The organism is Acidovorax sp. 107, from assembly GCF_003058055.1.
Taxonomy (GTDB): domain Bacteria; phylum Pseudomonadota; class Gammaproteobacteria; order Burkholderiales; family Burkholderiaceae_C; genus Acidovorax.
In genome coordinates this window covers 1,447,300-1,459,689 of record NZ_QBTZ01000001.1, presented here as the reverse complement: position 1 = coordinate 1,459,689, position 12,390 = coordinate 1,447,300, and the positions used below count along the sequence as shown (strand labels likewise).

Sequence of the window (12,390 nt, the reverse complement as noted above, 5' to 3'; positions counted from 1 at the left end):
GTTGTTTACTTGGCAGCGCTGTTGCTGAACCACTTCTTGACGATGGCCGCGTAGGTGCCATCGGCCTTGAGCTTGGTGATGGCGCCGTTCACGGCCTTCGTCAGCTCGGGCGTGTCCTTGCGCAGGGCCATGCCGTACTCTTCGGTAGTGAGTTGCTCATCCAGCACGCGCAGGCCTGGACGGGTGCGCACATACTGGAAGGCGGCGGGTTTGCCGGTCACAGCGGCATCGGCGCGGCCGATGTCCACCAGGTTGAACATCTCCTGGTTCTTCTCGACCTCGACACGTTGCACCTTGGGGAATTTCTCGGTCAGGTACGCCACCGACTTGGTGCCCACCTGCACGCTGACTTTCTTCCCATCCAGGTCGGCCAGCTTGTTGATGGCCTTGTTGTCGGCCTTCACCATCACCACCAGGCCACCGGCGTAGTACGAATCGGTGAAGTCCACCACCTTCTTGCGCTCGTCCGTGATGTAGATGGCCGAGACGGCCATGTCAAAGCGCTTGGAGATCAGGCCGGGGATCAGGCCCTTGAAGTCGATGTCCACCCACTCGACCTGCTTGCCCATGGTCTTGGCAATCGCCTCCACCAGTTCGACGTCAAAACCCGTGCGCTTGCCGTTCTCGACAAACTCCATGGGCGGGAACGTGGCATCGGTGCCCACACGCAGCACGTTGTCCTGCGCCTGTGCACCCATGGTGCAAAAGGCTGCGGCGGCCAGGCTGGCCAGAAGAAGATTGCGACGAAGGTTCATGGGGAAAGCTCCTTGGGGAGGGGTGAGGGAATTCAGGGAGGGGTGAGCTGGCGGGAGATGCGCGCTGCGGCGACGACGGTCATGCCGGTGAGCGCGGCCTCCTGCCCCTGGGCTCGCAAGATCGGGGCCATCAGGGTGATGGCTCCGGCGGCCTGCCGGGGAGAGCCGAACACCGGTACGCTGACGCCCCAGACTCCGGCATCCACCTCACCGGAGCTGACGGCGTAGCCGGCTTTGGCTATGCCTTCCAGTTCGGCCAGCGCCGCCTGGCGCTCAGCGGTGCCAGCACCGTAGTGCAGGTCGAGGATGGCGCTGCGTGTGGCCGGTGCCACATGGGCGAGCAGACACTTGGCAGAGGCACCGGCCCGCAAGGGCACGCTGCGTCCTTTTTCAAACGAACAGCGCAGGGCCTGCGTGCTGTCCACCATGTCCAGGCACACCACACTGTCGTTCACGGCCACCACCAGCCCCACGCTTTCGTGGGACTGCCGGGCCAGCGCTTGCATGTCCGGCCGTGCGTGGTGCACCAGGTGCGACGCCATGTCAAAGCCCAGAGCCAGCTGCAGGCTGAGTGGGCCGGGCGCGTAGTGCCCACTGCCCTCCAGCACAAAACCCCACAGCTTGAGCCGCGCGAGCTGCCGGTACAACGTGCTGCGCGCCAGACCCGTGGCCTCCATCAGCTCAGCCGCCGACATGGGCTGGCCGTGCTGCGCCAGTACCGCCAGCACGTGCAGAACACGGTCGGCGGCGGCAACGGAGGTCGGTCCACGGGTGGGCATGGACTCAGTATCAAAGGATTGCTGCGGCATTCAAACCCTGCATTCCCACGGAATGGGAATGCAGTTCCCTTTTTCACATCCCTGTTATTTCGTCACTTTCACCGGGTCACTTCACCATGGGCAGCTTCAGACCCTGTTTCTTGGCCGTTTCCACGGCCAGTTCGTAGCCCGCGTCGGCATGGCGCATCACGCCGCTGCCGCAGTCGTTGACCAGCACGCGCGCCAAGCGCTCGGCCGCTGCGTCGGTGCCATCGGCCACGATGACCATGCCCGAATGCTGCGAGTAGCCCATGCCCACGCCGCCGCCGTGGTGCAGGCTGACCCAGGTGGCGCCGCCTGCGGTGTTTAGCAGGGCGTTGAGCAGCGGCCAGTCGCTCACGGCGTCGGTGCCGTCCTTCATGGCTTCGGTTTCGCGGTTGGGGCTGGCCACGCTGCCGGTGTCCAGGTGGTCGCGGCCGATCACGATGGGTGCCTTCAACTCGCCGTTCTTCACCATCTCGTTGAAGGCCAGGCCCGCGAGGTGGCGCTCGCCCAGGCCCAGCCAGCAGATGCGTGCGGGCAGGCCCTGGAAGGCAATGCGCTCGCCCGCCATATCCAGCCAGCGGTGCACATGCTTGTTCTCGGGGAACAGCTCCTTGATCTTGGCGTCGGTCTTGCGAATGTCTTCCGGGTCGCCCGACAGGGCTACCCAGCGGAACGGACCCTTGCCTTCGCAGAACAGCGGGCGGATGTACGCAGGCACGAAGCCGGGGAAGTCGAACGCGTTCTTCACGCCTTCATCGAACGCCACCTGGCGGATGTTGTTGCCGTAGTCCACCACCGGGATGCCCATGGCTTCAAAGTCCAGCATGGCCTGCACGTGCACGGCGCAGGAGCGGGCTGCGGCCTTCTTGAGCACCTCGTGCTGCGTCACGTCCTGCTGCGCCGCGCGCCATTGCTCCACCGTCCAGCCCGCGGGCAGGTAGCCGTTGACCAGGTCGTGGGCCGAGGTCTGGTCGGTGACCAGGTCGGGCTTGAGGCCGCCGGCCTTGGCGCGCTTGACGAGTTCAGGCAGCACGTCGGCCGCGTTGCCCAGGAGCGCGATGGAGATGGCCTCCCTGGCCGCCGTGTGCTGACGGATGAGTTCAATGGCGTGATCGATATCCCGCGCCTGCTTGTCCACGTAGCGCGTGCGCAGGCGAAAGTCGATGCTGCTTTGCTGGCATTCGATGTTGAGCGACACCGCGCCCGCGAACGTGGCGGCCAGCGGCTGCGCGCCGCCCATCCCGCCCAGGCCGGCCGTCAGGATCCACTTGCCTTCGAGCGAGCCGCCATAGTGCTTGCGGCCGGCTTCGGCGAAGGTCTCGTAGGTGCCCTGCACGATGCCTTGCGTGCCGATGTAGATCCAGCTGCCGGCGGTCATCTGGCCGTACATGAACAGGCCCTTCTGGTCCAGCTCGCTGAAGTGCTCCCAGTTGGCCCACTTGGGCACCAGGTTGCTGTTGGCCAGCAGCACGCGGGGCGCGTTGGTGTGGGTCTTGAACACGCCCACGGGCTTGCCGGACTGGATGAGCAGGGTCTCGTCGTCGTTCAGCTCCTTGAGCGAGGCGAGGATCTGGTCATAGCACTCCCAGTTGCGTGCGGCGCGGCCGATGCCGCCGTACACCACCAGGTCCTGCGGTCGCTCGGCAACTTCGGCGTCCAGGTTGTTCTGGATCATGCGGTAGGCAGCCTCGGTGAGCCAGCTCTTGCAGGTGAGCTGGCTGCCGCGCGGCGCGCGGATCACGCGGCTGGCGTCGTGGCGGGGGTCGGTGCTGGAAGAAGAAGCTGCGGCAGCGATGATGGCGTCGTTGGCGTTCATGGTGGGCTCCTGAGTGAATGTGATGGCGGTTGATCGATGTAGATGCGGAAGCGGTCACCGGCCCCGTTCGCCCTGAGCTTGTCGAAGGGCTTGCACAGGGAGGGCCCTGGCTTCGACAGGCTCAGCCCGAACGGTGTTGGGGGTGGATGCGCGCATGGGATTCAGGCGAAGCTGGGCAGGCACTGCGTGAGCGCTGCGGGCCAGGCGGACTGCTGGGCCCATTCGCGCATGGATTCGATGTCGGTGGCGAGGTAGCGGTCCTGCTCCAGGTAGGCCACGCGCTGGCGGATGGCGGCGAACTGGTCTTCAACCAGAGGCGATGACTTCAAGGCACGGTCGAACTCCATGCCCTGGGCAGCGGCCATGGCCTCGATGCCCACCATCACTGCGGCGTTGCGCACCATGTCGGCCAGGCGCCGCGCGCCGTAGGTGGCCATGGAAACGTGGTCCTCCTGGTTGGCCGATGTGGGCAGGCTGGTCACGCTGCTGGGGTTGGCCAGGCACTGATTCTCCGCAGCCAGCGCGGCGGCGGTGACCTGGGCGATCATGAAACCCGAGTTCACGCCGCTGTCTCGGATCAGGAATGCGGGCAGGCCCGAGAGGCCCGGGTCCAGCAGCAGCGACAGGCGGCGCTCGGAAATGGCACCGATCTCGGCCACCGCCAACGCGATGATGTCGGCCACAAAGGCCACGGGCTCGGCGTGGAAGTTGCCGCCGGAGATCACGTCGCCGTTGTCGAAAACGAGCGGGTTGTCCGACGCCGCATTGGCCTCGATGGTCAGCACTCGCGCGGCGTGGTGCAAGTTGTCCAGGCACGCGCCCATCACCTGGGGCACGCAGCGGATCGAATAAGGGTCTTGCACGCGGCCGCAGTGGGGGTGCGAGGGGTCGATGGCGCTGCCATCCAGCAGCGCACGCACGGCGGCAGCCACGGCGATCTGCCCGGCCTGCCCCCGTGCTTCATGAATGCGTGCATCAAACGGCTTGACCGAGCCCTTGATGGCTTCGAGCGACAGGCAGCCTGCGACCAGTGCGGCGGCAAACACGCTCTCGGCGCCGAACAACCCGGCCAGCGCCAGCGCGGTGGACACCTGCGTACCGTTAAGCAGCGCCAGCCCTTCCTTGGGGCCCAGCACAAAGGGCTGCAGGCCGATAGAACGCATGGCCTCGGCACCCGGCACTACCTTGCCGTCCACCTTGGCCTGCCCTTCCCCGATCAGCACGCAGGCCATGTGCGCCAGAGGTGCCAGGTCGCCGGATGCACCCACCGAGCCCTTCGCTGGAATCACCGGCAACACGTTGGCGTTGGCCAGCGCCAACAGCGCATCCACCAGCTCGGGCCGCACGCCCGAGTGGCCACGCGCCAGGCTCACGGCCTTGGTCGCCAGGATGAGGCGCACCACATCGTCGGGCAGCGGGTCGCCCGTGCCCACGCTGTGCGACAGCACCAAGTTGCGCTGCAGCTCGGCCAGGCGGTCGTGCGCAATCTTGGTGCTGGCCAGCTTGCCAAAGCCAGTGTTGATGCCATAGACCACCTGGTCTTCATCGACGATGCGCTGCACCGTGGCCAGGGATTTCTGCAAACCCGCGCGGGCCGACGCGTCCAGCACCAGTTGCACGGGGCCAGCGTGGATGCGGCGCAGCTCAGCCAGCGTGACGCGGCCGGGGTGCAGGGTGATTGGTGATGCGTTCTGTGTCATGGCGTTGATCCTGTATATACAAGTAGGTACAAGCGAAAAATAGCGAGCGTCAGTTTGTTCGTCAGATGCGGACTGTCAATCCCGCTGCGGTTGCAACTGCCAGTGCCTCCGCGAGAGACACCGCGCAAGGGCCGCCCCGCAGCGAGGGTGTCGTCCCCCTTGAGGGGGAAGGCGCGAAGCGACTCAGGGGGTGCTTCATATTCAACCGGCGACGGGGTTGCCGTCAGCGCGGAAGCGGCTGCCCAGGCGGTAACGGGTGGCGGGGTGCAGGCAGCGCACCACGGTGATCGGCACGCCGCGCGACCAGGTGCGGCGGGTGAGCAGCAGGCAAGGCTCCTGCGGAGACATCTCCAGCAGCGCGGCCTGCTCGGCGGTGGGCATGACGGCATCGACCACATGCTCGATCTGGTCGAAGGGCACGTTGCGCACCAGGTATTCGGAGGGCTGCAGTTGCGTGAAGTCCTGCGCGGCGAACTGGGGCACCTGGCGTGGGTTCACGTGGCGGTCTTCCAGTTGCACGGGCAGGCCGTCTTCGCGGTGGATGCACAGCGAGTGGAACACCGACTCGCCCGTGCGCAGGTCCAGCGCGGCTGCCACTTCCAGCGTGGCGGAGGTGCGCTCCACCGCGAGCACATCGCAGCGGTAGTCGTGCCCACGCTGGCGGATTTCGCTCGCCAGGTTGGCAATCTGCAGCAGCGTGGACTGAGGCTTGTCTTCGGCCACAAAACTGCCCACGCCCGCCACGCGCACGATGCGGCCCTGCTCCACCAGCTCGCGCAGCGCGCGGTTCACCGTCATGCGCGAGATGCCGAACTGGGTGACCAGCTCGTTCTCGGACGGCAGGCGGTCGCCCGCGCGCCAGATGCCTTCCTGGATCTTGCGCGAGATGTGGTCCTTGACCTGCTCGTACAGCGCCATGGCCTGCGCAGGCGCGGCCACGGCGGCCACGGCCTTGGCAGGCGTGGTGCTACGCGGTGCAGTGGCGGTGGTGCGACTAGAAGGACGGGCGCTCATGGGTGAATGCAGGGCTGGTGCAGGTTCAGATCAGTGCAGGTCCGCCGCCATGGATTCGGCGCGGATCTCTTCGGTGAGACGCGCCTTGAGGTCCATGAACTCAGGGCTGGTCTTGATGGTGTAGTGGCGTGGGTGCGGCAGGTCCACGGCCAGCTCGGTCTTGATGCGGCCGGGCCGGGCGCTGAATACGGCCACGCGGTTGGCCATGAAGATGGCTTCGTCGATGTCGTGGGTGACGAAAAGCACCGTCTTGCGCTCGGCCTCCCAGATGCCCAGCAGCAGCTCTTGCATGAGCACGCGGGTCTGGTTGTCCAGTGCGCCGAAGGGCTCGTCCATCAACAAAATCTTGGGGTCGTTGGCCAGCGCACGCGCAATGGCGGTGCGCTGCTGCATGCCGCCCGACAGCTGCTTGGGAAAGTGCTGCTCAAAGCCGCGCAGGCCCACCTTGGCGATGAAGTACGCGGCGCGCTCTTTTTGCTGTGCTTCGGGCATGCCGCGCTCGCGCAGGCCAAAGCGGATGTTCTGCTCGATGGTGAGCCAGGGGAACAGCGTGTAGCTCTGGAACACCATGCCACGGTCGGCGCCAGGGCCTTCCACAGGTACGCCGTCCAACAGCACGCGGCCGCTGGTGGCGTGGTCCAGGCCCGCGACGATGCGCAGCAGCGTGGACTTGCCGCAGCCCGAGGGGCCGAGGATGGTCACGAAGTCGTTATCACGCACTTCAAAATCAACCGGCTGCAGCGCCTGCGTTCGCTGGCCCTTGGCGGTCTCAAAGACGCGCGAGACGGCTTGGATGGATACGCTGCTCATCGCACAAAACTCCAGGCAAACAGACGGTGGTTGAGCGCCTTGAAGGCGAAGTCGGACACCAGCCCGATGAGGCCGATGATGATGATGCCGAAGATGATCTGGCCGGTGTTAAGCAGCGACTGGCTGTCGGTGATCATGTGGCCGATGCCGCTGGAAGAGCCGATCAGCTCGGCCACGATGACGTACGTCCAGGCCCAGCCCAGCACCAAGCGCAGGGTCTCGGCGATCTCGGGCGCGGCGCCCGGGATGAGCACGCGGGTGACGATGCCCTTGTGGCCCGCGCCCAGCGTGTACGCAGCCTCCACGAGGTCGCGCCGCGCGCCGCCCACGGTGACGGCCACCATCAGCGTGATCTGGAAGACCGAGCCGATGAAGATGACCAGAATCTTCTGCGTCTCGCCGATGCCGGCCCACAGAATCAGCAGCGGAATGAAGGCCGACGCAGGCAGGTAGCGGCAGAACGAGACGAAGGGCTCGAAGAAGGCTTCGATGCCTTTGTACGCACCCATCGCGATGCCCAGGGGCACGGCGATGACGGCGGCCAGGATGAAGCCGCCGAAGACGCGCCACACCGTCATGCCGATGTCCTTGTGAAAGCCGTACTCGCTGAACAGCAACCAGCCCTCTTTGGCCATGGTGACGGGGCTGGCCAGGAACGTGGGCGACACGAAGCCGCCCAGCGTAAAGAACCCCCACACCAGCACGAACAACACAAAAAACCCGAAACCCAGCAGCCAGCGTGCACGGGCGCCCACAGGCTCCAGAGGAGCGAGCGAGCGCCGGCGCACCGGGGCTTTGGGCGTGGTCACAGACAGGGGTTGCACAGCAGACATGGCGCGTTCTTCTTCCTGCAATTACTTGATGAAGCTCGCGTCGAACGTGACGGCCAGGTCCTCAGGCGCCTTGCGGATGATGCCGGCCTCCAGCAGGATGGCCGTGGCGTCCTTCATGAAACTGGTCAGCTCGCCCGCAAAGAACTTCTGGTTGGCGGCCTTGTCCTGCCAGCGCAGGAAGGACGACGACTTGGCGAACTGCTCGCCCGTCTGCTTGACGGCGGCGCCCATGATCTCGTTGGACTTGGCCGGGTCGGCCTTGATCATGTCCAGCGCCTGGAAGTACGAATTGGCCAGTGCCTGCGCGGCCTTGCCGTTGGCCTTGAGCCAAGTGGGGTCGCAGCCCACGGTGTCCATCACCATGGGGTAGTCGAGCGTGGTGGCCAAAATCTTGCCCGACGCAGGGTTGTCGCGCACGGTGGAAAGGTAGGGCTCATAGGTCATGGCCGCATCGTTCTGCCCCGCCACGAAGGCCTGTGCTGCAGCCTGGGGCGACAGCGTGGTGGTCTTCACGTCCTTGAGGCTCATGCCGTTCTTGCTCAGCATCCAGGCCAGGCCGAAATACGGGGCGGTGCCCGGCGCATCCACGCCGATGGTCTTGCCCTTGAGGTCGGCAAAGCCCTTGATGTCGCCGCGCACCGCGATACCGTCAGCACCGTAGGACTTGTCCATCTGGAAGATCTGAACGATCGGCACGCCGTTGGCGTTCCAGGCGACGTGCGTCTCTACCGTGGTGGCGGCGCACTGGATGGACTTGGAGGCCAGGGCCAGGTGGCGGTCCTTCTGCGGAATCATCTTGATCTCCACATCCAGGCCATTCTTCTTGAAGATGCCGGCCTTGTCGGCCAGCGTGAGCGGTGCAAAACCTGTCCAGCCGGACATGCCCAGCACGATTTTGGTGTCCTGCGCCTGGGCCGGTGCGGCCAGGGCCATCATGCAAGCCGTTGCCGCTGCCAGCGACGTCCATTTCACAACCGATCGAGTCATCATCTGCTCCTGTTTGAAGAAAGTACCTTGGCCCAGCCCACTGGAACGCGCCTGCGTACCGGGGGCCATGATGACAGCTTCAGCATACCTGTATATACAGGGTAAACACTAAAAAAGCCGACTCATGCGAGGGGTGCTCATCTTCAGCAAGAACGGGGCCAGGGGAGACGACGACTTTGTCAGTCGCCTCAGGCGATGCGAATTACTCCTGATTTGATAGCTATCAGGTCAATAAATACCTGCACTATCGCGCAAATTGGCTACAAATTTACTTTGGGAGGCTCACCATGGCCGTGGCGTGGCTGCCTCCCCCTGCACCAGGCCTGTGCGCCGGCCGAACCCGCCCGGTGCAACGCAACCCGGCGGCCAAGAGGCCAGCCTGTCTATGCCGCAGGCCGGCGACCTATTCCACCACCGGCAAACGCACGGTGACCGACAGGCCGGGCTCTGCATTGCGCATGTTCAACTGCCCGTCGTGCGCCTGCGCCACCAGGCGGCACAGGTACAAGCCCAACCCGACGCCACCAGTGGCGCGCTGGCGTGCGGTGTCCGGGCGGTAGAACGCCTGGGCCAGGTGGGGCAGGTGCTCGGGGGGCACACCGCGCCCATGGTCACGCACTTCCAGCTCCAGCACCCTGCCCTCATCCACCAGCCGCAGGTGCAGCTCGGGCGGGAAGGCACCCGACTCGCTGTGGCGCAGACTGTTGTCCAGCAAGTTGCGCAGCAACAGTCGCAAGCGGGACCGGTCGAGCCGTACTGCAGGCAAGTCCGGCGCCGCGTGCAAGGCAATGTCGGCGGCGCCCGCATGGCGCGCGCACAGGTCGGCCACCACCTCGCGCGCCAGCTCGGCGACATCGGTGGGCTCGCGGTGCAGCGCTGCATGGCGGCCCGCCAGGCGTTCACTTTCCAGCAGGTCGGTGATAAGGCCCGCCATTTCACCCAGGTCGCGCATCAGCGCCAGGCGCTGGGGTTGCACATCGGCCGTTTCGGGCAGCAGCTCGGTGTTCAGGCGGGCCCGTGTGAGCGGGCTGCGCAGCTCATGGCTCATGGCTAGCAACAGTGCACGCTTGGCTTCCAGCATCTGGTGGATGTCGTCCCCCATGGTGTTGATGGTCTCGGCCAGCTGGCCCAGCTCGTCCGGCCGGTGGGCATGCCGCACCGGTATGGGCTGGGCAAAGTTGCCGTTGCCAAAACGCTGCGCCCCCTGGCGAATGTCGTCCAGCGGCCGCAGCAGATGCCGCACGTATACATAGGCCAGCGCCGTGAGCAGCAGCAGCACCGTGAGCGTGCCCCACGCAATGCGCGGGCGCTTGTCCCACGACAATGCGTTCAGTCCGAACTCGATGTGGTGCCCATCGGCCGTCGTGCGGCGCAGCAGGCTGTGCCCATTGTCGTCCCCAGCCCAGCGGTCTTCCTGCCGGAACTTGTTGCTCATCCAGTCGGGGTTCTGCTGGTCGGGGTGCGATGCCCAATGGATCTGCGGGCCATCGATGCGCAAGGTCAGCGGCAGGCGGTTGGCAATTGCCTGCGCGCGCTCAATGCTCGGCGGGCTGCCGATCTCGGCCGCCAAGCGGTCCACATAGTCCATCAGCAGCGGCCGCGCAGCCTCGCGCCAGCCCACAGACACAGCCTTTTGCACGCCCCCCATGAAGGTCACAGCCACGGTCACTGCCAGCGCCATGAACACCAGCACCAGCCGAATGCGCAGCGAATGCCCTACAGCGTGCCGCGCACGGCGATGCCAGGGACAGTTCGGATCGTGGGGTGGGGTACAAATCTTTCTCATGGAGCAGCGCGGCGCAATGCCAGGGAATAGCCGACGTTGCGCAGCGTCTTGATGCAGTCGAGCGGCTCCAGCTTCTTGCGCAACCGGCTCACCACAATGTCCACCGCGCGGGTATATAGCTCGGCCTCATGGCCGCGCAGCTGGTTCAGGATGTCGTCGCGGCTGAAGACCTTGCCTGGCTCACGCGCCAGCAGGTGCAACAGGTCGAACTCCGTACCTGTCAGCTCCACCACCACGCCTTGGCGCTGCACGCTGCGGCGGGCTGCGTCGATGGACAGGCCCTCGAACTCCAGCGCGCCAACTGCAGCGCCTTGCCCTGGCGCCCTGCGGCGGCGCAGCACCGTCTGCAGGCGCGCCACCAGCTCACGCGGCTCAAAGGGCTTGGGCAGATAGTCATCTGCCCCCAGTTCCAGCCCCACCACCCGGTCCATCACCTCGCCGCGTGCGGTCAACATCACGATCGGCAGGTCGCCCTGCTTGCGGATGGTGCGGCACAACTCGAATCCATCCATTTCAGGCAGCATCACGTCGAGAATGGCGGCGTCAAAGCCGCCCCCCGTCAATTGAGCCAGGCCATCACTGGGCCGCAGGGCGTGGATCAGTTCCAGTTCAAAACGCTGGAAATACGTGGCCAGGGGAGCGCCCAGTTGCGCGTCGTCGTCAATCAGCAAGATGCGGTGCATGAGCCATTCTCACACCGTCAGGCGCGCTCTCCATACGCCACCTCGAGCGGAGCGCCCACCCCGCACAATGCGCGGTGTCGCACGATGAGTCGGCGCAAACGGCCCTGCGCGCCGGCGTGGAGCGCATCAAAATGGTCGGCGGCCGCCAGCAGGGCCGGCAGGGTGTGGGCCGCCACGGAGGGTTGGCGGGCCACCAGGCCCATCGCATGCTCCCGGTCAAAGCGTGGTCCCCATACGAGCGACATCAGCTCATCGTGAGGCTCCGGCATGCCCGACAGCAGCGCAGGCCCGTGCACACGCACGCCTTGGGCCAAGCGGTGAATAGGTTCCAGCGTGGGTGACATGCGATGCTCCTCGCCCATCACCCGCGCGCCATCCAGCCCTTGCGTCGCTGCATCAGCTCGCGCACTTTTTGCTGCTGGTCCGGGTTCAGGCTGTCATAAAAGTCGGCCATCGCATTGACCACGGCGGGACTATGGGCCTGCACCGCACGCGTCTTGTCTTCGAGCAGGGACTGCGCCCGCGCCCGATCAAACTTGTCACCAGCCACAATGGCCTGCACCTCGGCTCGGGGGTCTGCGGTCTTGCCAATGAACGCAGCGCGTTGTGCTTCCAGCTGGTCAGCCAATGCATTGAGCTTGGTCTTCTGCGCCTCGTTCAGATCCAGCTTGCTGCTCACCCGATCTACCACTTTGCCGCGCACTTCCGCCATCTTTTCTGCGCTCATCGGGCCGCGCTGGTGGTGCCCGCTGGAGCAGGCCGTCAGCCCCCCCACCGCGATGGACGCACCAAAAATGCCCATCAGGGTTTTCTTGATCCAGGGTTTCATGATGCAGTCCTTTCAAAGACGTTATGGAACATGGCCCTGATGGTGCCCGCAGCGGCCCAGAACGTCATCTCGACCCAGTTTCGGTTTATTTCATTTTGTTTCTTGGCCGCCCCGGCGAGATACGCTGGCCGGTATTCAGACATGGAGATGGGAGTGCGCTATCCGATTTCGCCCAGGGATCGCAGCGCGACGCCCTGGATATACGGCAACAGCATCATTGCGATATGGAGCCAGCGCCTCACAGGCGAGGCCATTTTGGAAGGCAGAAAGCAATTTGCGCTGCGCCAACGAGGCGAATGACGGCGAAAACCTTGCTCTGCAGGAAAAATTGGGGAAAAGAAAAACCCCCAACCGTGACCGGTTGGGGGTTTGTA

General features: G+C 65.2%; 13 protein-coding genes. 1 reads left to right on the top strand and 12 read right to left on the bottom strand.

Features of this window, described 5'->3' with window-relative positions:
- Window positions 1–5 precede the first annotated feature (5 nt).
- From C8C99_RS06945 to C8C99_RS06890, 12 genes are all read right to left on the bottom strand, one after another.
- Entirely contained in the window at window positions 6–755 is a 750-nt protein-coding gene (locus C8C99_RS06945; protein WP_108625324.1) for a transporter substrate-binding domain-containing protein, read from the bottom strand.
- A gap of 32 nt (window positions 756–787) precedes the next feature.
- Window positions 788–1,534 carry an IclR family transcriptional regulator gene (locus tag C8C99_RS06940; RefSeq protein WP_233247168.1) on the bottom strand — a complete coding sequence of 249 codons (747 nt, stop codon included), beginning with the start codon at window positions 1,532–1,534 and terminating at the stop codon, window positions 788–790.
- Between the two features lie 106 nt (window positions 1,535–1,640).
- Window positions 1,641–3,374, bottom strand: coding sequence for a urocanate hydratase (gene hutU / locus C8C99_RS06935; RefSeq protein ID WP_108625322.1), 1,734 nt, complete (start codon window positions 3,372–3,374; stop codon window positions 1,641–1,643).
- A 161-nt stretch (window positions 3,375–3,535) separates the two neighbouring features.
- Window positions 3,536–5,074, bottom strand: coding sequence for a histidine ammonia-lyase (gene hutH / locus C8C99_RS06930; RefSeq protein ID WP_108625321.1), 1,539 nt, complete (start codon window positions 5,072–5,074; stop codon window positions 3,536–3,538).
- A 201-nt stretch (window positions 5,075–5,275) separates the two neighbouring features.
- Window positions 5,276–6,088 carry a histidine utilization repressor gene (gene hutC, locus C8C99_RS06925; protein WP_108625320.1) on the bottom strand — a complete coding sequence of 271 codons (813 nt, stop codon included), beginning with the start codon at window positions 6,086–6,088 and terminating at the stop codon, window positions 5,276–5,278.
- Between the two features lie 30 nt (window positions 6,089–6,118).
- Window positions 6,119–6,898 carry an ABC transporter ATP-binding protein gene (locus C8C99_RS06920; protein ID WP_108625319.1) on the bottom strand — a complete coding sequence of 260 codons (780 nt, stop codon included), beginning with the start codon at window positions 6,896–6,898 and terminating at the stop codon, window positions 6,119–6,121.
- Window positions 6,895–7,731: an ABC transporter permease gene (locus C8C99_RS06915; RefSeq protein WP_108627070.1), complete on the bottom strand. Its 837-nt coding sequence runs from the start codon at window positions 7,729–7,731 to the stop codon at window positions 6,895–6,897. The genes C8C99_RS06920 and C8C99_RS06915 overlap by 4 nt, the downstream gene beginning before the upstream one ends.
- 21 nt (window positions 7,732–7,752) lie before the next feature.
- Window positions 7,753–8,718, bottom strand: coding sequence for an ABC transporter substrate-binding protein (locus tag C8C99_RS06910; protein ID WP_108627069.1), 966 nt, complete (start codon window positions 8,716–8,718; stop codon window positions 7,753–7,755).
- Window positions 8,719–9,121: 403 nt separating this feature from the next.
- A complete protein-coding gene (locus C8C99_RS06905) occupies window positions 9,122–10,504 on the bottom strand; it encodes a cell wall metabolism sensor histidine kinase WalK (RefSeq protein ID WP_108625318.1) in 1,383 nt (460 codons plus the stop codon).
- Window positions 10,501–11,187 carry a response regulator transcription factor gene (locus C8C99_RS06900; protein ID WP_056645387.1) on the bottom strand — a complete coding sequence of 229 codons (687 nt, stop codon included), beginning with the start codon at window positions 11,185–11,187 and terminating at the stop codon, window positions 10,501–10,503. Before C8C99_RS06900 ends, C8C99_RS06905 begins: the two co-directional genes overlap by 4 nt.
- Before the next feature lie 17 nt (window positions 11,188–11,204).
- Window positions 11,205–11,531: a hypothetical protein gene (locus tag C8C99_RS06895; protein ID WP_056645960.1), complete on the bottom strand. Its 327-nt coding sequence runs from the start codon at window positions 11,529–11,531 to the stop codon at window positions 11,205–11,207.
- Window positions 11,532–11,548: 17 nt separating this feature from the next.
- On the bottom strand, window positions 11,549–12,016 hold the full coding sequence (locus tag C8C99_RS06890; protein ID WP_108625317.1) for a Spy/CpxP family protein refolding chaperone: 468 nt from the start codon (window positions 12,014–12,016) through the stop codon (window positions 11,549–11,551).
- A 30-nt stretch (window positions 12,017–12,046) separates the two neighbouring features.
- Between C8C99_RS06890 and C8C99_RS06885 the strand changes: the two genes are divergently transcribed.
- Entirely contained in the window at window positions 12,047–12,316 is a 270-nt protein-coding gene (locus C8C99_RS06885) for a hypothetical protein (protein WP_108625316.1), read from the top strand.
- The last annotated feature ends 74 nt before the right edge of the window (window positions 12,317–12,390 follow it).

What these genes read in the sequence shown, in the direction of transcription:
- hutH (WP_108625321.1), bottom strand. Translation starts at nt 5,074, where the DNA reads ATGACACAGAACGCATCACCAATCACCCTGCACCCCGGCCGCGTCACG.
- C8C99_RS06910 (WP_108627069.1), bottom strand. Translation starts at nt 8,718, where the DNA reads ATGACTCGATCGGTTGTGAAATGGACGTCGCTGGCAGCGGCAACGGCT.
- hutC (WP_108625320.1), bottom strand. Translation starts at nt 6,088, where the DNA reads ATGAGCGCCCGTCCTTCTAGTCGCACCACCGCCACTGCACCGCGTAGC.
- C8C99_RS06895 (WP_056645960.1), bottom strand. Translation starts at nt 11,531, where the DNA reads ATGTCACCCACGCTGGAACCTATTCACCGCTTGGCCCAAGGCGTGCGT.
- C8C99_RS06905 (WP_108625318.1), bottom strand. Translation starts at nt 10,504, where the DNA reads ATGAGAAAGATTTGTACCCCACCCCACGATCCGAACTGTCCCTGGCAT.
- C8C99_RS06945 (WP_108625324.1), bottom strand. Translation starts at nt 755, where the DNA reads ATGAACCTTCGTCGCAATCTTCTTCTGGCCAGCCTGGCCGCCGCAGCC.
- C8C99_RS06900 (WP_056645387.1), bottom strand. Translation starts at nt 11,187, where the DNA reads ATGCACCGCATCTTGCTGATTGACGACGACGCGCAACTGGGCGCTCCC.
- hutU (WP_108625322.1), bottom strand. Translation starts at nt 3,374, where the DNA reads ATGAACGCCAACGACGCCATCATCGCTGCCGCAGCTTCTTCTTCCAGC.
- C8C99_RS06890 (WP_108625317.1), bottom strand. Translation starts at nt 12,016, where the DNA reads ATGAAACCCTGGATCAAGAAAACCCTGATGGGCATTTTTGGTGCGTCC.
- C8C99_RS06915 (WP_108627070.1), bottom strand. Translation starts at nt 7,731, where the DNA reads ATGTCTGCTGTGCAACCCCTGTCTGTGACCACGCCCAAAGCCCCGGTG.
- C8C99_RS06885 (WP_108625316.1), top strand. Translation starts at nt 12,047, where the DNA reads ATGGCCCTGATGGTGCCCGCAGCGGCCCAGAACGTCATCTCGACCCAG.
- C8C99_RS06940 (WP_233247168.1), bottom strand. Translation starts at nt 1,534, where the DNA reads ATGCCCACCCGTGGACCGACCTCCGTTGCCGCCGCCGACCGTGTTCTG.
- C8C99_RS06920 (WP_108625319.1), bottom strand. Translation starts at nt 6,898, where the DNA reads ATGAGCAGCGTATCCATCCAAGCCGTCTCGCGCGTCTTTGAGACCGCC.